Source organism: Goekera deserti, from assembly GCF_010685995.1.
Lineage (GTDB): Bacteria > Actinomycetota > Actinomycetes > Mycobacteriales > Geodermatophilaceae > Goekera > Goekera deserti.
Map to the genome: position 1 here is coordinate 241,519 of NZ_JAAGWK010000005.1, position 18,004 is coordinate 259,522.

14 protein-coding genes are annotated in these 18,004 nt (G+C 73.8%); 7 read left to right on the forward strand and 7 right to left on the reverse strand.

Annotation, left to right across the window (positions count from 1 at the left end; genetic code table 11):
- Positions 1-64: 64 nt before the first annotated feature.
- Positions 65-973 (forward strand): sulfate adenylyltransferase subunit CysD, encoded by a 909-nt coding sequence (cysD, locus tag G1H19_RS02710; protein ID WP_162393149.1) that lies wholly within the window; start codon positions 65-67, stop codon positions 971-973.
- On the opposite strand, the gene G1H19_RS02715 is transcribed toward cysD, so the two are convergent.
- A complete protein-coding gene (locus G1H19_RS02715) occupies positions 964-1,203 on the reverse strand; it encodes a hypothetical protein (RefSeq protein WP_152730153.1) in 240 nt (79 codons plus the stop codon). The genes cysD and G1H19_RS02715 overlap by 10 nt on opposite strands.
- Before the next feature lie 86 nt (positions 1,204-1,289).
- On the opposite strand from G1H19_RS02715, the gene G1H19_RS02720 reads away from it, so the two are divergent.
- The gene (locus tag G1H19_RS02720; RefSeq protein ID WP_152730154.1) at positions 1,290-2,627 is read left to right on the forward strand and encodes a sulfate adenylyltransferase subunit 1; all 1,338 of its coding nucleotides are present in this window, start codon (positions 1,290-1,292) and stop codon (positions 2,625-2,627) included.
- Between the two features lie 129 nt (positions 2,628-2,756).
- Entirely contained in the window at positions 2,757-3,740 is a 984-nt protein-coding gene (locus G1H19_RS02725; protein WP_162393150.1) for a glycosyl hydrolase, read from the forward strand.
- A gap of 73 nt (positions 3,741-3,813) precedes the next feature.
- On the opposite strand, the gene G1H19_RS02730 is transcribed toward G1H19_RS02725, so the two are convergent.
- Genes G1H19_RS02730 through G1H19_RS02740 form a run of 3 tightly spaced genes read right to left on the reverse strand, consistent with a single transcriptional unit; the run spans position 3,814 to position 7,453 of the window.
- Positions 3,814-4,674: an FAD binding domain-containing protein gene (locus G1H19_RS02730; RefSeq protein ID WP_162393151.1), complete on the reverse strand. Its 861-nt coding sequence runs from the start codon at positions 4,672-4,674 to the stop codon at positions 3,814-3,816.
- The gene (locus tag G1H19_RS02735) at positions 4,671-5,174 is read right to left on the reverse strand and encodes a (2Fe-2S)-binding protein (RefSeq protein WP_152730156.1); all 504 of its coding nucleotides are present in this window, start codon (positions 5,172-5,174) and stop codon (positions 4,671-4,673) included. The genes G1H19_RS02730 and G1H19_RS02735 overlap by 4 nt, the downstream gene beginning before the upstream one ends.
- A complete protein-coding gene (locus tag G1H19_RS02740; RefSeq protein WP_152730157.1) occupies positions 5,174-7,453 on the reverse strand; it encodes a xanthine dehydrogenase family protein molybdopterin-binding subunit in 2,280 nt (759 codons plus the stop codon). Before G1H19_RS02740 ends, G1H19_RS02735 begins: the two co-directional genes overlap by 1 nt.
- Positions 7,454-7,558: 105 nt before the next feature.
- Here G1H19_RS02740 and G1H19_RS02745 point away from each other — a divergent pair, with 105 nt between their 5' ends.
- A complete protein-coding gene (locus G1H19_RS02745) occupies positions 7,559-8,815 on the forward strand; it encodes an MFS transporter (protein WP_152730158.1) in 1,257 nt (418 codons plus the stop codon).
- 102 nt (positions 8,816-8,917) lie between these two features.
- On the opposite strand, the gene G1H19_RS22465 is transcribed toward G1H19_RS02745, so the two are convergent.
- Both G1H19_RS22465 and hrpA read right to left on the reverse strand, forming a co-directional pair.
- Positions 8,918-9,088, reverse strand: coding sequence for a hypothetical protein (locus tag G1H19_RS22465; RefSeq protein ID WP_174277982.1), 171 nt, complete (start codon positions 9,086-9,088; stop codon positions 8,918-8,920).
- Between the two features lie 109 nt (positions 9,089-9,197).
- Positions 9,198-13,151: an ATP-dependent RNA helicase HrpA gene (gene hrpA, locus G1H19_RS02750; protein ID WP_162393152.1), complete on the reverse strand. Its 3,954-nt coding sequence runs from the start codon at positions 13,149-13,151 to the stop codon at positions 9,198-9,200.
- 172 nt (positions 13,152-13,323) lie between these two features.
- Here hrpA and G1H19_RS02755 point away from each other — a divergent pair, with 172 nt between their 5' ends.
- Positions 13,324-13,866 (forward strand): MarR family winged helix-turn-helix transcriptional regulator, encoded by a 543-nt coding sequence (locus G1H19_RS02755; protein ID WP_152730159.1) that lies wholly within the window; start codon positions 13,324-13,326, stop codon positions 13,864-13,866.
- Positions 13,863-15,761: an MDR family MFS transporter gene (locus G1H19_RS02760; protein WP_152730160.1), complete on the forward strand. Its 1,899-nt coding sequence runs from the start codon at positions 13,863-13,865 to the stop codon at positions 15,759-15,761. Before G1H19_RS02755 ends, G1H19_RS02760 begins: the two co-directional genes overlap by 4 nt.
- A gap of 64 nt (positions 15,762-15,825) precedes the next feature.
- Here G1H19_RS02760 and G1H19_RS02765 read toward each other — a convergent pair whose 3' ends face one another.
- Entirely contained in the window at positions 15,826-16,032 is a 207-nt protein-coding gene (locus G1H19_RS02765) for a hypothetical protein (protein WP_152730161.1), read from the reverse strand.
- 170 nt (positions 16,033-16,202) lie between these two features.
- Here G1H19_RS02765 and G1H19_RS02770 point away from each other — a divergent pair, with 170 nt between their 5' ends.
- The gene (locus tag G1H19_RS02770; RefSeq protein ID WP_152730162.1) at positions 16,203-17,996 is read left to right on the forward strand and encodes an acyl-CoA dehydrogenase; all 1,794 of its coding nucleotides are present in this window, start codon (positions 16,203-16,205) and stop codon (positions 17,994-17,996) included.
- Positions 17,997-18,004: the final 8 nt, after the last annotated feature.

Consider the following 18,004-nt stretch of genomic DNA (forward strand, 5'->3'; position numbering starts at 1 on the left):
TATCCCGACCTCGCCGATGCGGTTGGGACGGTGCCTCGACCGCCCACACCAGGAGCCCGCCCGCGTGACGACGACCGACCACCGGCTCACCCAGCTGCAGACGCTGGAGGCGGAGTCGATACACGTGATCCGCGAGGTCGCCGCCGAGCTCGAGCGCCCGGTGCTGCTGTTCTCCGGCGGCAAGGACTCGATCGTGATGCTCGAGCTCGCCCGCAAGGCCTTCGCCCCGGCACGCATCCCGTTCCCGGTCATGCACGTGGACACCGGGCTGAACTTCCCCGAGGTGCTGGCGTTCCGCGACCGCCGGGTGGCCGAGCTCGGGGTCGAGCTGGTGGTCGCCAGCGTGCCCGACGCGATCGCCGCGGGGACCGTGAAGCAGGAGCCCAACGGGTCGCGCAACCGGATCCAGACCCCGGTGCTGCTGGACGCCGTCGAGGAGCACGGGTTCACCGCCCTGTTCGGCGGCGCCCGCCGCGACGAGGACAAGGCGCGGGCCAAGGAGCGGGTGTTCTCCTTCCGTGACGAGTTCGGCCAGTGGGACCCGAAGAACCAGCGGCCGGAGATCTGGGACCTGTACAACGGCCGGATCCACCTGGGCGAGTCGATCCGGGTGTTCCCGCTGTCCAACTGGACCGAGCTGGACATCTGGGGCTACATCGCGCAGGAGCAGATCGCGATCCCCGACCTGTACCTGGCGCGCGAGCGGGACGTCGTCGAGCGGCAGGGCATGCTCTACGCGGTCAACGAGTTCATCACCCCGCGCGAGGGCGAGCAGGTGACCCGGGTGAGCTGCCGCTACCGGACCGTGGGCGACGCCAACCTCACCGCGGCCGTCCCCTCGCACGCCACCACCGTCGAGCAGGTCATCGCCGAGATCGCGGTGACCCGGCTGACCGAGCGGGGCGCCACCCGCGGCGACGACAAGGTCAGCGACGCCGCGATGGAGGACCGCAAGAAGGAGGGCTACTTCTGATGGCCCCGCTCCACCCGCAGACGATCCCGCCGGCGCAGCCAGCGCCGGCCGAGCAGCGTGGACACCACGCCCAGCAGCGCCAGCCCGGTCGCCCAGCCCACCAGCTCCGCCGCGGCGGGGCTCAGCGGGGCACCCAGCAGGCCGCTGACCCACAGCGCGACGCCGTAGCCCACCACGTAGCCCACCAGCACGACGGCCAGCGCGGGCACCAGGACGACCAGGACGGACATGCGGGCCTCCCCAGGGGCAGCCGCACCAGCGTAGGCGCCCGACCGCGCCCACGGACCGCCGACAGGACACCGGAGGTGGCCCGCTGATGGCCCCCGTCGACACCGACACCCAGAGCACCCAGCACGCCGGGATCGACCCGCACAGCGCCCTCGCCGAGGCGGCCGCGAAGATCGCAGCAGCCAGCAAGGACATCGTGCGGATCGCCACCGCCGGGTCCGTCGACGACGGCAAGAGCACCCTGATCGGCCGGCTGCTGTACGACAGCAAGGCCGTCTTCGAGGACCAGTACGCCGCCATCGAGAAGGCCAGCCGCGGCGACCACGTCGACCTGTCGCTGCTCACCGACGGCCTGCGCGCCGAGCGCGAGCAGGGCATCACCATCGACGTGGCGTACCGGTACTTCACCACCCCGCGGCGCACCTTCGTCCTGGCCGACACCCCGGGCCACGTGCAGTACACGCGCAACATGGTCACCGGCGCCTCCACCGCCGACCTCGCGATCGTGCTGGTCGACGCCCGCAAGGGCATGCTGGAGCAGAGCCGCCGGCACGCCTTCCTGGCCTCGCTGCTGCGGGTGCCGCACCTGGTGGTGGCGGTGAACAAGATGGACCTCGTCGACTGGTCGCAAGACGTGTTCGAGGCCATCCGCGACGAGTTCACCGCCTTCGCCACCAAGCTGGAGCTGCCCGACCTGACCGTCGTCCCGGTGTCGGCGCTGAAGGGCGACAACGTGGTCACCCGGTCGGAGAACACGCCCTGGTACGGCGGCGCCTCACTGCTGCACCACCTGGAGACCGTGCACGTCGCCGGTGACCGGAACCTGGTCGACGCCCGGTTCCCGGTGCAGTACGTCATCCGGCCGCAGAGCGACGCCCACCACGACTACCGGGGCTACGCCGGCACCGTGGCCGGTGGCGTGCTGCGCCCCGGTGACGAGGTGCAGGTGCTGCCCAGCGGGCTCACCACGACCATCGCCGCGATCGACGGACCGTCCGGCCCGGTGGACGCCGCCTTCCCACCGATGGCGGTGACCCTGCGGCTCGCCGACGACCTCGACGTCTCCCGCGGGGACCTGGTCTGCCGGCCGCAGAACGCCCCGCAGGTCACCCAGGACCTCGACGCGATGGTCAGCTGGATGAGCGAGGAGCCGCTGCGCCCACGGCAGCGGCTGGTGGTCAAGCACACCACCCGCTCGGTGCGCGCCGTGGTCAAGGAGGTGCTGTACCGGCTGGACGTCAACACGCTGCACCGGGAGGACGGCACTGCCGAGCTGGGGCTCAACGACATCGGCCGGGTCCGGCTGCGCACCACCCAGCCGCTGTTCGTCGACGACTACCACCGCAACCGGGTGACCGGCCGGTTCATCCTGGTCGACGAGGCCACCAACGCCACCGTCGGCGCCGGGATGCTCAGCCCCGCTTGACCCGCTGTGACGCTATGACCGCGCATGGTCGGGGCACCGGGGTACCCGAGACCGAGGAACTGCCGACTGGATAGCCTCGACCCTCCATCGTGGCGCCCCGGAGCGGTGGCGCCCGCGTCAGGGGGACAGATGCCAGCGAGCACGACGACGACCCGTTCGGTACTGCTGGTGGCCGGCGCACTGCTGGCCAGCACCGGTGTGGTGACCCCCGCGCCGGCGGCGCGGGCCGACGCGGACACGTCGGTGGGCTGGCTGTCCGGGGCCTCCGGCGCCGGCGTGGTGGACGGCGACCTCGCCGCCTGGCGCGGCAGCCCGCTGGAGATCGCCGGCACGTGGGCCGACGACAACCGCTCGATGACCGGGCTCTGGGCCCTGCGCCCCGGCGGCGCGCTGGACTCCTGGGCCGGCCCGGTGGACATCGCCATCGGCGCGCTGGGTCCCGGGGAGACCTGGCAGCAGGCGGCCACCGGCGCCTACGACGCCCGCTGGCGCGAGTCGCTGACCAACCTGCGCACGCTCTGGGGCGAACGCACCTCCACCCTGTACGTGCGGCTGGCCCACGAGATGAACGGGACCTGGTACCCCTGGTCGGTCCGCGACGGTGACGTCGCCGCCTTCCAGGAGGCCTGGAAGCGGTTCCGGGCGATGCAGCAGGAGATCGTCCCCGCCGCCCAGCTGGTGTTCTCGGTGAACCGGGAGTCGGCCAACGGCATCGACTGGCGCACCACGTTCCCCGGCGCCGAGTACGTCGACGTGCTGGGCACCAACGCCTACAACCAGTTCCCGTACGTGGCCTCCGACGCCGACTGGGACGCCTACCTCAACGGCACCGACGCCACCGGTGCGCCCCGGGGGCTGCAGCAGCACCTCGACTTCGCCCGCAGCGTCGGCCTGCCGCTGGCCGTCTCGGAGTGGTCCGGCAACGCCGACTTCGGCGACTCCCCCGCCTTCGTGGACAACCTGCACCGCTGGTTCGCCGCGAACGCCGGCTCCGGCCCCGGGCAGGTGCTGTACGAGGTGCAGTTCAACGTGCCCACGGACAACCGCAAGTGGCTGCTGGACGCCGACTCCCGGATGCCGGCCGCCGCCGACCGGTACCGCGAGCTCTGGTGAGGACCCCGCTGCGCCCCACCACCTCGCAGGCTCGGCGGCGGGGCCCTGCAGCGGGGCCGGGAGAGGAGAGGCGCTACGCGGCGACGCTGATGGGGGTGGTGGCGGTCTCCAGCGCGCGGCGGGTGAGCAACCGGGCCAGGTGCGAGCGGTACTCGGCATCGGCGTGCATGTCCGACGTCGGCGAGGTGCCCTCGGCGGCCAGCGCCGCGGCCTCGGCGATCGAGGCGCCGCCGGCCAGCGCCTGCTCGGTGGCCGTGGCCCGCAGCACCGTGCCGGCCATGTTCGCCAGCGCGACGCGGGCAGCCCCGCCATCACGGCCGGCCACGGCCGCCGCGGCCACGATCGGCCAGTCGTTCTCCCGGCGGGTGAACTTCTCGTAGCCCCAGCCGGCGTCGCCCAGGCGCGGTACCCGGAGCTCGACGATCATCTCGCCGTCGTCCATGGCCGTCTCGAAGAAGCCCAGGAAGAACTCGGTGACCGGGACGGTGCGCCGCCCGCCCGGCCCGGCGAGGACGACGTCGCCGCCGAGGGCGAGCAGCGCCGTGGGCAGGTCCGACGCGGGGTCGCAGTGCGCGACCGTGCCGCCCAGGGTGCCGCGGTGGCGCACCTGCGGGTCGCCCACCCGGCCGGCCACGTGCGGCAGCAGGCCCACCTCGGCGCGGGCGACGTCGGAGGTCTCCAGCTCGTGGTGCCGGGTGAGTGCGCCGATCGCCACCACGGCATCGGCACCGTCGCCGTCCACGCGCACGTAGGACAGCTCCCGGATGCCGCTGATGTCGACCAGCACCGAGGGCACCGCCAGCCGCAGCTTCATGATCGGCAGCAGCGAGTGCCCGCCGGCGATCAGCTTCGCGTCCTCGCCGTGCTCGGCCAGCGCGGCCAGCGCCTCCTCCACCGACGAGGCCCGCACGTACTCGAACGGCGCCGGGATCACGAGTGCACCTCCTGCGTCTGCGGGACCCGGCCCGCGGACGGGCCTGCCTGGGCCGCCGTCCGGACCGCGCGGACGATGTTGTGGTAGCCGGTGCAGCGGCAGAGGTTGCCCTCCAGGCCCTCGCGTACCTCCCGGTCGGTGGGGTCCGGGTTGTCGGCGAGCACGCCGATCGAGGCCATCACCATGCCGGGGGTGCAGAAGCCGCACTGCAGCCCGTGCTCGGTGCGGAACGCCTCCTGCACCGGGTGCAGGGTGCCGTCCGGGGCGGCGAGGCCCTCACACGTGGTCACCTGGGCGCCCTCGCTCTGCACCGCCAGCACCGTGCAGCTCTTCACGGTCAGCCCGTCCACGATCACGGTGCACGCCCCGCAGGACGTGGAGTCGCAGCCGATGTTGGTGGCGGTCAGCCCGCAGACGTCGCGCAGGAAGTGCGCCAGCAGCAGCCGCGGCTCGACGTCCTCGGTGCGCTGCCGGCCGTTGACGGTGATCGTGACGTGCATCAGTTCCCCTCCTGCTGGGCCTGCTGGACCGCGCGCCACACCCGCATCGGCGTGGCGGGCATGTCGATGTGCCGGACGCCCAGGTGGGCGACCGAGTCGACGACGGCGTTCTGCACCGCCGGGGTGGAGCCGATGGTCCCGGCCTCGCCGATGCCCTTGGCGCCGAGCGGGTTCATGCGGGTCGGGGTGGCCATCTCCACCAGCTCGAAGTCGGGCAGCTCGGTGGCCGAGACGAACGGGTAGTCGGCCAGCGTCGAGGTCTGCGGGTTGCCGTCGGGGTCGTACAGCACCTCCTCCAGCAGCGCCTGCGCGACGCCCTGGGCGATGCCGCCGTGCCGCTGACCGTCGGCGAGCAGCGGGTTGACGATCGTGCCGGCGTCGTCGACCGTCACGATCCGCACCACCTGCGCCTTGCCGGACTCGACGTCGGTCTCCACGACGACCAGGTGCGCGCCGAACGGGAAGGTCGGGGCGGCGGCCGAGAACGTGGTGTGCACCAGCAGCTGCTCCTCCGCGGCCAGGTCGGCGAACGAGATCCCGGTGCCCGGCGTGCCCCGGACCGCGAGCCCGGCCGCGGCCAGATCGACGACGAGGTCCTCCGGGTTCGCCTCCAGCAGCTCCGCGGCGCGCTTCTTCGCCAGCGCCACCAGCTCCCCGGCCGCCTGGTGCACCGCGGCGCCGCCCTGCTGAAGGCTGCGCGAGCCCATCGTGCCGCCGCCCCGGGGCACCCGGTCGGTGTCGCCGTGCAGCACGGTGATCTTCTCCACCGGGATGCCCAGCTGGTCGCTGGCGATCATCGCCCAGGTGGTGGCGTGCCCCTGGCCGTGCGGTGAGGTGCCGGTGAGCACCGTGGCGGTGCCGTCGGCGTGCACCTCCAGCTCGGCCTCCTCGACGGTGCCGAAGCCGGTGTTCGCGCCGGTGATCTCCACGTAGCAGGCCATGCCGATGCCCAGCTGCCGCACGTCACCGCGCGCGCGGCAGGCCGCCTGCTCGGCGCGCAGCTGCTCGTAGCCGGCGGCCGCGAGCACCCGGTCCAGCGCCGCGGTGTAGTCCCCGGAGTCGTAGACCGCGCCCGTCGCGGTGGTGAACGGGGTGTCGAAGGCCGGCACCAGGTTCTTCCGCCGCACGTCGGCCGGGTCCATGCCGATCTCGGCGGCGAACAGGTCCACCGCCCGCTCGACGGCGGCGGTGGCCTCCGGCCGGCCGGCGCCGCGGTAGGCGCCGATGGAGGTGGTGCTCGTGGCCAGGGCGCGGGCCCGGGCGTGCACCCGGGGGAAGGCATAGGTGCCGGGGGCCATGAGCATCGTCAGCCCGGGCAGCACCGGCCCGAAGCGCGGGTAGGCCCCGGAGTCCTGGTCGATCTCCAGGCTGTAGGCGGTGATCGTGCCGTCCCGGCTGCCGCCGACGGTGACGACCTGGTCCTGGGCGCGGCCGTGCACCATGCCCAGCAGGTTCTCCGAGCGGCTCTCGCTCCAGCGCACCGCCCGGCCCACGTGCTGGGCCAGCCACACCACCAGCGCGAACTCCGGGTCCGCGCCGATCTTGGCGCCGAACCCACCGCCGACGTCCGGGGTGACCAGGTGCACCAGCGCGGGGTCCAGGCCCAGCCACCCGGCGATCTGCCCCTTGGCCTGCTGCGCGCCCTGGTTGGAGCAGAACACGGTGACCCGGCCGTCCTCACCCCACACCGCGGAGGCCGCCCGGGTCTCCAGCGGCACCGGGGCCACCCGCTGGTTCACCACCCGCTGGGTGACGACGACCTCGCAGCCGTCGAAGAGGTCCTCCGGCGCCGGCCCGCCGAGGGCGGCGACGACGTTGGTGCCCGCCTCGGGGAACAGCAGCACGTCGTCCCGGGCGGCGGCCTCGGTGCCGATCACGGCGGGCAGCGGGTCGATGTCCACGACGACCAGCTCGGCGGCGTCCTCGCCCTGGTAGCGCTCCTCGGTGAGCACCACGGCGACCATGTCACCGACGAAGCGCACGGTGTCCGCGGCCAGCCAGGGCCGGGTCATCGCCTGGTTGACGTTCGGCGCCCCGGCCGGCAGCGGGTCGAGCCCGGTCAGGTCGGCGGCGGTGACCACCGCGACGACGCCCGGCGCCTCGAGCGCGGCGGAGGTGTCCACCGACAGCACCTGCCCGTGCGCCACCGTCGAGCGGACGATGGTGGCGTGCAGCGCCCCGGCCAGCCGCGGGTCGGCCAGGTCGTCGGTGTAGACGGCGCCGCGGGTGAGGAACAGCGGGTCCTCGGTGCGGACGACACGCGTGCCCAGGATGCTCATGCGGTTCCTTCTCTCAGCACGGAGGGGACGCCCCGCACTCTCCCAGACCGGTGTGACGCCCGGCACCCTGCCAGGTGGCCCACCGCGCTGTGGTCTCCTCGTGGGATGACCACAGCCGGCCAGGCGCCTCCCGTTGCGCCGGCGACGTCCCCCGCGCACCGCACCCGGGCGGCGACGGCGCTGCTGGTGGCCGCCATCGTGCTGGTCGCCCTCAACCAGCGCCCGGCCGTGGTCGCCGTCGCCCCGCTGCTAGGCGACCTCCGCGCCGACACCGGGCTGTCCAGCGCGCTGGCGGGGCTGCTCACCACCCTGCCGGTGCTCTGCTTCGGCGCCTTCGCCCCGGTGGCGCCCCGGCTGGCCCGTCGGGTCGGGCTGGAGACGGCGGTCGCGGCCTCGCTGCTGCTGCTCGCCGCCGGCATCGCGCTGCGGCTGGTGCACCCGGTGGTCGCGCTCTACGCCGGCAGCCTGGTGGCCGGTGCGGCCATCGCGATCGCGAACGTGCTGATGCCCGCCTACGTCAAGCGTGAGTTCCTGCGGCCCGGGGCGGTGATGGGCCTGTACTCGGCCTCGCTGAACGTGGGCGCCGCCGCGGCCGCGGCCGTCACCGTGCCGGTCGCCGACGCCCTCGGGCTGGACTGGCGGGCGGCGCTGGCGTCCTGGCTGGTGCTGGCCGTGCTGGCCACCGCGCTGTGGCTGCCGGTCGCCGGCACCGGCCGCTCCCGCCGGGGTGCCGGCCCGGACACCGGCGCCGGCTCGTGGAGCCTGCTGCGGCAGCCGCTGGCCCGGCAGGTGACGGCGTTCCTGGGCATGCAGAGCGTGCAGTTCTACTCGATCGCGGCCTGGCTGCCGACGCTGCTGGCCGACGCCGGGGTGCCCCGCGGCGAGGGCGGGCTGCTGCTGGGCCTGTCCAACGTCGCCGGCGCGGCCGGTGCCCTGGTCGCGCCGGCGCTCGCCGGGCGGATGCGGGTGCAGCGGCCGCTGGTGGTCGCCGTCCTGGGCGCCTACGTCGTCGGGCTGGGCGGGCTGCTGCTGGCACCGGCGTCCGGGACGCTGGTGTGGGTGGCGGTGTTCGGTCTGGCCCAGGGCGGCGGCTTCGCGCTGGCGCTCACCCTCATCGTGCTGCGCAGCTCGACGCCGCTGGTGGCCGCCCGGCTCGGCGGCGTCGCCCAGTGCGTGGGCTACCTGGTGGCCTCGGCCGGGCCGCTGGTGCTCGGCGCGCTGCACGACCTCACCGGCGGGTGGACCTGGCCGGTGGTGCTGCTGCTGGCGGTCCTGGCCCCCATGGGCTGGGCCGGCTGGGGCGCCGCCCGGGACGCCGCCCTCGACCCGCCGTCCAGCGTCGACCGCCTCCCCCAGCATTGATCAGCTGAGCTGATCACCGTCCGGCCGAGCTCACCAGCGTTGGTGATCCCGGCCGGACGCCGGTGAACCCAGCTGATCAACGCTGAGGCACGCGAGGACGGGTCAGGCGGAGGCGTTCGGGTCGGGGGCCTGGCTGGCCTCGCCGTCCCAGTCCTTGCCGGCGTCCTGGGCGTGCTCGGAGGCGCTGTCGGTCTGACCGGCGACGGTCTCGACCATCTCGCGGTCGGACAGGCCCTCGCCGGCGGCCTCGGTGTGGCTGCTGGGCTCGCTCATCGTGTCGACTCCTTCGTCGGTGGGACGGTCACCAGGTGCACTCCCCGGCTGCTGACCGGCGCAAACGGCATCCGGACGTCGGACGGCACACACGGCACCCCGCCCGGCTTCAGGCGGAGATCTTGTCGATCGCCTTGTAGACGCGCTGCTCGGAGATCGGCCGCGGGGTGCCGATGGCCTGGGCGAAGACCGCGACCCGCAGCTCCTCGATCATCCAGCGCACCTGCACCACCGGGTCGTCCGGCGCCCCGGTGCGGGGTGTGCGGGCCAGCAGCTGCCGGTACTCGGCGGTGACCGCCTCCACCTGGGCCGCGCCGAGAGCATCCCGCGCGGCGTTGGCCGGCAGCCGCTCCAGCCGGTAGGTCATCGCCTTGAGGTAGCGGACCAGGTCCGGCAGCCGGGCGGGGCCGGCGTCGGCGACGAACCCGCGGTACAGCAGCCCGCCCATCTGCGCGCGCAGGTCGGCCACCACCTCGGCGGCGACCCGGCGGCCCGGGGCGGCGCCGATGGCGATCGCCGTCTCGCGGGCCTCGGTCAGCACCGCCTCGACCCGGCGGACGACGTCCTGGGTCACCGTGCGCAACCGGGTCCGGGCGTCGGTGACCAGCGCGGTGAAGGCCTGCTCGGTGCGCGGCGGGCCGCCGGCCGCCGCCACCAGTGAGCCGGCCGCGGCCAGCACGCAGTCCTCGACCAGGTCAGCGATCTCACCGTCCGGGTTGAACTGCAGCGCCAGCCGGGTGCGGGGCCCGAGCCCCTTGGTCACCGCCCGCCCGGGCGAGCCGACGGCGAGCACCAGCAGCCGGCGCGCACCCAGCCAGGTCAGCCGCTGCGCCTCGACCTCTCCTGCCACCACCCGGACGGCGACCGACGTGCCCTCGTCCACCAGCGCCAGGAACGCCGTGACCAGGTGCCCGCCGCGGGACACCTGCACGGTGCGCGGCAGGTCGCCGATCGTCCAGGAGGTCAGCCCGGTGCGCTCGACGTCGGCGGAGGCTGCGGCCAGGCTGGCCCGCGCCTGCGGGGCGACGGCCTGCCGCAGCGCGCCCAGGTCCTTGCCCTCGGCCAGCAGCCGGTCCGAGTCGTCGAGCACTCGGAAGGTGGCCCGCAGGTGCGGCGGCACGGCGTCCGGGGCCCACGCGTCCGGCGGCACCACCACCGAGGTGGCCCGGCGCAGCTCGCGCTCCAGCGCCGGCAGCAGCGCCTCGGTCGGCGAGATGTGCGGCAGCACCTCCCGGACCCGGTCGGGGATCGGCACCAGCCCGCGGCGCAGCTGCTTGGGCAGCCCGCGCAGCAGCGCGGTGACCAGTTCCTCCCGCTGGCCGGGCACCGTCCAGGCCAGCGACTCGCCCGCGGTCTGCTCGGCCACGGTGTCCAGCACCGCCAGCGGCACGTCGACGGTGACGCCGTCCTCGGCGCTGCCCGGGGCGAACGCGTAGGACAGCGGCAGGGTCAGCCCCTGGGTCAGGTGCACCTCGTCCGGGTAGTCCTCGGCCCGCACCTGGTCGGCCGCGGCGGCGTTGGTGAGCATCTCCGGGGTGAAGGTGAGCAGCTCCGGCGTCTGGTGGCGCTGCTTCTTCCACCAGCTGTCGAAGTGCCGCACCGAGACGACGTCGGCCGGCACGCGGGCGTCGTAGAGCTCGAACACCGTCTCGTCGTCGACCCGGATGTCACGCCGGCGGGCCCTCTCCTCCAGGTCGGCGACCTGCTGCAGCGCGCGCTGGTTCGCCGTCCAGAAGTGGTGGTGGGTGCGCCACTCGCCCTGCACCAGCGCGTGCCGGACGAACAGCTCGCGGGAGACCTCGGGGTCGATCGAGCCGTACTGCACGGTGCGCCCGACGACCAGCGGCAGGCCGTAGAGCGTCACCCGCTCGGTGGCCACCACCGAGCCGCGCCTGGCATCCCACCGCGGTTCGGAGTACTGCCGCTTGACCAGGTGCGCGGCCAGCTGCTCCACGGTCTCGGGGTCGGTGCGGGCCACCCGCCGGGCGAACAGCCGGCTGGTCTCCACCAGCTCGCCGGCCACCACCCAGCGCGGCGGCTTCTTCGCCAGCGGCGTCCCGGGGGCGATCACGAAGCGCGCGCTGCGCGCACCGAGGTACTCCCGGCCCCGCGCGCCCTTGGCCGCGTCCTTGGGCACGTCGAGCACGCCGACATGGGACAGCAGCCCGGCCACCAGGGCGGTGTGCACCCCCCGCTCGTCGGCCTCGGCCGCCAGCTCGCCCGGCGCCATGCCCAGCCGGCGGGTGATCGAGCGCAGCTGGCCGTGCAGGTCCTGCCACTCCCGGATGCGGAGGTAGTGCAGGAACTCGCGCTTGACGGTGCGGCGGAACTGGTTGCCGCTGAGCACCTCCTGCTGCTCGCCCAGGTACCGCCACAGGTTGAGCAGGGCCAGGAAGTCGGAGTTCTCGTCGGCGAAGCGGGCGTGGCTCTGGTCGGCGGCCTGCTGGTGCTCGGCGGGGCGCTCCCGCACGTCCTGCACGGTCATGCCGGCCGCGATGACCAGCACCTCCTCCAGCACCCCGCGCCGGTCGGCCTCCACCACCATCCGGGCCATCCGCGGGTCCAGCGGCAGCGCGGCCAGGGTGCGGCCGGTCTCGGTGAGCCGGCCGTCCTGCAGCGCCCCCAGCTCCTCCAGCAGCGCGATCCCGTCGGCGACGGCGCGGCGGTCCGGCGGGTCGACGAACGGGAAGTCCTCGACGTCGCCCAGGCCCAGCGAGGCCATCTGCAGCAGCACCGAGGCCAGGTTGGTGCGCAGGATCTCCGGGTCGGTGAACTCCGGCCGGCCCTCGAAGTCGGCTTCGGTGTACAGCCGGATGGCGATGCCGTCGCTGGTGCGCCCGCAGCGGCCCGAGCGCTGGCGGGCCGACGCCTGGCTGATCGGCTCGATCGGCAGCCGCTGCACCTTGGTGCGCAGGCTGTACCGGGAGATCCGCGCGGTGCCGGGGTCGACGACGTAGCGGATGCCGGGCACCGTCAGCGACGTCTCGGCGACGTTGGTGGCCAGCACGATCCGCCGTCCGGTGTGGCTGCTGAAGACCCGGTGCTGCTCGGCGGCCGACAGCCGCGAGTAGAGCGGCAGCACCTCGGTGTGCGGGAACGCCGCCTCGGCGAGGGCGTCGGCGGTGTCCCGGATCTCCCGCTCCCCGGCCAGGAACACCAGGACGTCGCCCGGGCCCTCCGCGACCAGCTCCGCGCAGGCGTCCACGATGGCCGACACCTGGTCCCGGTCGGGGTCGGCGTCCTCGTCGTCGGGGTCGACGACGGGCCGGTAGCGCACCTCGACCGGGTAGGTGCGGCCGCTGACCTCCACGACGGGCGCGCCGCCGCCCTGCCCGATGTCGGCGCGGGCGCCGAAGTGCCGCGCCACCCGGTCGACGTCGATGGTGGCCGACGTGATGACCAGCTTGAGGTCCGGCCGGCGGGGCAGCAGCTGGGCCAGGTAGCCCAGCAGGAAGTCGATGTTGAGGCTCCGCTCGTGGGCCTCGTCGAGGATGATCGTGTCGTACTGGCGCAGCTCGCGGTCGCGGGTGATCTCGGCCAGCAGCACGCCGTCGGTCATCAGCTTGACCAGGGTGGTGTCCGAGACCTGGTCGGTGAAGCGCACCTTCCAGCCCACCAGGTGGCCCAGCGGCGTGCCCACCTCCTCGGCGATCCGCTCGGCCACGGTGCGGGCGGCGATCCGGCGCGGCTGGGTGTGCCCGATCCGGCCGCGCACGCCGCGACCGAGCTCCAGGCAGATCTTGGGCAGCTGCGTGGTCTTGCCCGAGCCCGTCTCGCCGGCGACGACGACCACCTGGTGGTCCCGGATGGCGGCGGCGATCTCCTCGCGGGCCGCGCTGACCGGCAGCTCCGCGGGGTAGTCCAGCACCGGGACGGCGGCGCGGCGGGCGGCGACCCGCTGCTCGGCGCGCTCGACGTCGGCGGCCACCTGCTCGCGCTGGCGGGCGCGGACCAGCGGGTCGCGGGTGCGCCGGGTGCTGTCCAGCCGGCGGCCCAGGCGGTGCTCGTCCTCGAGGGTGAGCCCGGCCAGCCGTGCGCGGACGTCGTCGTGCGGGGTGCTCACGGGGGTGTGCCTGTCCTCTCCGGGGTGGGTCCCCAGGGTCCCACCCCGGAACCGACGGGCGTGCGCCACGCGTGCGGCGTGTGGTGCATGCGACACGCAAGTAGTTGCATGTAGCGCGCACAGGCTTGTAATGTGCAACCGTCCTCGTGAACGACCTGCGCCCGGAGCCCTCATGCCCACACCTCAGCAACCCGCCGGCACGCCCGGCGACCTGCTCGACCGACCGGCCGGTACCGAGTCCCTCTACCGCCCACTGACCCGCCTCCTGCGGGTCATGCACGCGGTCAAGGCACAGCTCGGCGGCAGCGCGGCCCCCGAGGTCGCCCGCGAGCGCGCCGCCCACAACCTGCTCTTCCCGCTCGCCCAGTCCGGCCCGCTCCGGCAGGGCACGCTCGCCGAGCTGGTGCACTCCGACCCCTCGACGGTCAGCCGGCACGTGAGCCTGCTGGTCGACAAGGGCCTCGTGCGCCGGGTGCCCGACGCCCAGGACGGCCGGGCCAGCCGGCTGACCACCACGCCCGAGGGCGAGGCGCTGCTCGCCGAGATCACCCGGGAGCGGGAGGCCTTCATCGCGCGGGTCACGGCCTCCTGGCCGACCGAGGACGTCACCCACTTCACCGAGCTCATGAACAGGTTCGTCGACGACCTGTCCGACCAGCTGCCCACCCCGGCCGCCTCCGGCGGCCCCGCACAGACGGCCGAGAAGAACCGATGACACAGACCACCGACCGGGCCGGCGCCGCCGAGGCGCGCGCCGCCGCCGCCGTCCCGGACGAGACCGGGCAGTTCAGCCACCGGCAGATCATGACCATCCTGGTCGGCCTGCTGCTCGGCATGTTCCTCGCCGCGCTGGACCAGACCGTCGTCTCCACCGCGATCCGCACGATCGCCGACGACCTGCAGGGCTACGACCTGCAGGCCTGGGCGACCACGGCCTTCCTCATCACCTCGACGATCTCCACGCCGCTCTACGGCAAGCTGTCGGACATGTACGGCCGCCGGCCGTTCTTCCTCTTCGCGATCAGCGTCTTCGTGCTCGGGTCGCTGCTCTGCGGCATCTCGACGTCGATGTACGAGCTGGCCGGGTGGCGTGCCCTGCAGGGCATCGGCGCCGGTGGCCTGATGTCGCTGGCGCTGACGATCATCGCCGACATCGTCCCGCCCCGGCAGCGCGCCAAGTACCAGGGCTACTTCATGGCCGTCTTCGGCACCTCCAGCGTGCTGGGCCCGGTCATCGGCGGGTTCCTCGCCGGCCAGGACCAGATCCTCGGCCTGGACGGCTGGCGCTGGATCTTCTGGGTCAACGTGCCGCTCGGCGCCCTGGCGCTCTTCGTCGTCGCCCGGAACCTGCACCTGCCGCACCGCCGCAACGACCACAAGATCGACTGGCCCGGTGCCCTCGGCCTCATCGTGTTCCTCGTGCCGCTGCTGATCGTGGCCGAGCAGGGCCGCACCTGGGGCTGGACGGACCCGAAGTCGCTGGTCTGCTACGTCGTCGGCGCCGTCGGCTTCGCCTGGTTCTTCCTCGCCGAGCGGTCCTACGGCGACGACGCCCTGCTGCCGATCCGGATGTTCAGGAACCGCACCTTCACCGTCAGCGCGCTCTCCTCGATCGTGCTCGGCGCCGGCATGTTCGGCGGCATCCTGCTGCTGCCGCAGTACCTGCAGATCGTGCACGGCTCCAGCCCCACGGTGGCCGGGCTGCAGATGATCCCGCTGGTCGGCGGCATCATGCTCGGCTCGATCACCGCCGGGCAGACCATCTCCCGCACCGGCAAGTACAAGTACTTCCCGCTGGTCGGCGTGGCCCTGATGGTGATCTCGCTGGTCAGCCTGTCGCAGATCATCGACGCGGACACCTCGGTGTGGGCGCTGGCGCCGCTGATGGTGATGCTGGGTGTCGGCCTGGGCTTCAACTTCCAGCCGATCATCCTGGCCGTGCAGAACGCCGTCCGCCCGACGGAGATCGGCGTGGCCACGTCCTCGGTCACGTTCTTCCGCCAGATGGGCGGGACGCTCGGCACCGCGGCGTTCCTCTCCGTGCTGTTCTCCGCGCTGTCGGACAAGGTGCCCGCGGCCTACGCCGCGGCGCAGGGCACGCCGGCCTTCCAGCAGGCGCTGGCCGCGAACCCCGACCAGGCGCGGGAGCTGCAGAACGCCACCGCCGGCGGCGGGGACCTCTCGGACACCTCGCTGTTCCAGCGGATCGACGCCGTCCTCGCGGCGCCGTTCAAGGACTCGTTCTCCAGCTCGATCGACCTGGTCATGCTGATCGCCGCCGGCGTCGTGGCCCTCGGCTTCATCGTGCTGGTCTTCCTGCCGCAGCTGGCCCTCCGGACGACGTCCGGCATCCAGGGCCAGGTCGCCCCGGACGGCGAGTCCGCCGAGGCGGCCGGCGCGGCCGCGCCGACCTCCGTGGTCACCCCGACCGCCGGCGCGGCCACCGCGGACGCCGGGCCGGACCGCGACCTGCCGCGCGCCGGGCGCCACGAGGCGACCGACGAGCACCCGACCGGTCGCCACGAGGCCGTCAGCGAGGACCAGCCGACCGGGCTGCAGAGCCTGCCGGCCGACCACCTGCCGCAGGGTGCCGGCCGCCCGCGCGACTGACCTCGCACAGCAGGACCCACCTCGGGCCCGGCTCCCGCACCGCGGGGACCGGGCCCGAGGTCCGTCACGTCCCGGCCGGCCCGCCGTCCACGTCGGCGGTCCGGTAGCGGGTGCACGCCGGACCGCGGTCCAGCCGGGTGCGGTGCGCCAGCCGGGCCGCCAGCTCGCGCAGCACCGTGCCGCCGACGTCGTGGCCGTTCAGGTCGTCGATCGACGTGCAGCCGTCGACGTCCAGTGGCAGGCGGGACGGCGGAGGCCCGGGGTGCACCACCAGCGCCCTCCCCTCGGTCGGCAGGACGCCCGCGACCAGGTTCGCGAGGGGGACGATCGTGGGAGGGCATAGCCTCGGCGACGACGGCTCAGGACCCTCGGCGAGACCACCACCCACCCGTGGGCCACGACCTGCCGCCGCGCGGCCCCGCCCACAGACCTGGAGATGACATGCGCGCCTCCCTGGTGCTCTCCCGCCGTGACCTGGACTTCCTGCTGCACGAGTGGCTCGAGGTCGAGACCCTCGCCAAGCGGCCCCGGTTCGCCGAGCACTCGCGGGAGACGATCGACGCCGTGATCGACCTGGCGTCCCGGATCGCCGTCGAGCACTTCGCCCCGCACAACCGCACCGCCGACGAGCACGAGCCGCACGTCGTGGACGGCCGGGTGCAGCTGGTGCCCGAGGTCGCCGCGGCCCTGCGGGTCTTCGCCGACGCCGGGCTGGCCGCCGGCACGCTGGACGAGGAGCTGGGCGGCATGCAGCTGCCCCAGGTCGTCGCCAAGGCGGTCACCACCTGGTTCCAGGCGGCGAACATCGGCAGCTCCGCGTACCCGTTCCTGACCATGGCCAACGCGCACCTGCTGGTCGCGCATGCCAGCCCCGAGCAGGTGCAGACCTACGTGCCGCCGATGGCCGAGGGCCGCTGGTTCGGCACGATGGCGCTGTCCGAGCCGCAGGCCGGCTCCTCGCTGGCCGACATCACCACCCGGGCCGAGCTCCAGGACGACGGCACGTACCGGCTGACCGGCACCAAGATGTGGATCTCCGGCGGGGACCACGAGCTGAGCGAGAACATCGTGCACCTGGTGCTGGCGAAGGTGCCCGGCGGGCCGGCCGGGGTGAAGGGCATCTCGCTGTTCATCGTGCCCAAGCACCTGGTCGCCGACGACGGCTCGATCGGCGAGCGCAACGACGTCGTGCTGGCCGGGCTGAACCACAAGATGGGCTACCGCGGCACGACGAACACGCTGCTGGCCTTCGGCGAGGGCGTGCACACCCCCGGTGGCCGCCCGGGCGCCGTCGGGTACCTGGTGGGCGAGCAGCACCGCGGGCTCACCTACATGTTCCACATGATGAACGAGGCCCGGATCGGCGTCGGGCTGGGCGCGACGGCGCTGGGCTACACCGGCTACCTGCACGCGCTGGACTACGCCCGCACCCGCACCCAGGGCCGCCCGGTGACCGGCAAGGACCCCGCGGCGGCGCCGGTGGCGATCATCGAGCACGCCGACGTGCGCCGGATGCTGCTGGCCAGCAAGAGCTACGTCGAGGGCGGGCTGGCGCTGGGGCTGTACTGCGCCAGGCTGGTCGACGAGGAGCAGACCGCGGAGGACGCGGCCGACCGGGAGCGCGCACACACGCTGCTGGAGGTGCTGACCCCGATCGCGAAGAGCTGGCCCTCCCAGTGGGGGCTGGTCGCCAACGACCACGCCATCCAGGTGCACGGGGGCTACGGCTACACCCGGGACTTCCCGGTGGAGCAGTTCTACCGGGACAACCGGCTCAACCCCATCCACGAGGGCACCCACGGCATCCAGGGCCTTGACCTGCTGGGCCGCAAGGTCGTCATGGGCGGTGGGGCAGGCCTGCGGGTGCTGGCCGAGGCGATCGCGGCCACCACCACCCGGGCCGCCGGCACCGACTGGGCCGACCTCGCCGCGGACCTCGACGCGCTGACCGCGGACCTGGTCCGGGTCACCGCCACGCTGTGGTCCGCCGGCGACGTCGACGTCACGCTGGCCAACGCCAGCGTCTACCTGGAGGCGGCCGGGCACGTCGTCGTCGGGTGGCTGTGGCTGGAGCAGGTGCTCGCCGCCGAGGGGTCGACCGGCGACTTCTACGACGGCAAGCGGCAGGCCGCGCGGTACTTCCAGCGCTGGGAGCTGCCCCGGGTCCGCCCGCAGCTGGCCCTGCTGGAGTCGCTGGACACCACCGTGCTGCGGATGGACACCGGCTGGTTCTGAGGAAGGAC

Bases quoted from the DNA above. Each gene is read 5' to 3' on its own strand.
- G1H19_RS02745 (WP_152730158.1), top strand. From the start codon at position 7,559: ATGACCACAGCCGGCCAGGCGCCTCCCGTTGCGCCGGCGACGTCCCCC.
- G1H19_RS02735 (WP_152730156.1), bottom strand. From the start codon at position 5,174: ATGCACGTCACGATCACCGTCAACGGCCGGCAGCGCACCGAGGACGTC.
- G1H19_RS02755 (WP_152730159.1), top strand. From the start codon at position 13,324: ATGCCCACACCTCAGCAACCCGCCGGCACGCCCGGCGACCTGCTCGAC.
- G1H19_RS22465 (WP_174277982.1), bottom strand. From the start codon at position 9,088: ATGAGCGAGCCCAGCAGCCACACCGAGGCCGCCGGCGAGGGCCTGTCC.
- G1H19_RS02725 (WP_162393150.1), top strand. From the start codon at position 2,757: ATGCCAGCGAGCACGACGACGACCCGTTCGGTACTGCTGGTGGCCGGC.
- G1H19_RS02715 (WP_152730153.1), bottom strand. From the start codon at position 1,203: ATGTCCGTCCTGGTCGTCCTGGTGCCCGCGCTGGCCGTCGTGCTGGTG.
- G1H19_RS02720 (WP_152730154.1), top strand. From the start codon at position 1,290: ATGGCCCCCGTCGACACCGACACCCAGAGCACCCAGCACGCCGGGATC.
- G1H19_RS02740 (WP_152730157.1), bottom strand. From the start codon at position 7,453: ATGAGCATCCTGGGCACGCGTGTCGTCCGCACCGAGGACCCGCTGTTC.
- G1H19_RS02760 (WP_152730160.1), top strand. From the start codon at position 13,863: ATGACACAGACCACCGACCGGGCCGGCGCCGCCGAGGCGCGCGCCGCC.
- G1H19_RS02770 (WP_152730162.1), top strand. From the start codon at position 16,203: ATGCGCGCCTCCCTGGTGCTCTCCCGCCGTGACCTGGACTTCCTGCTG.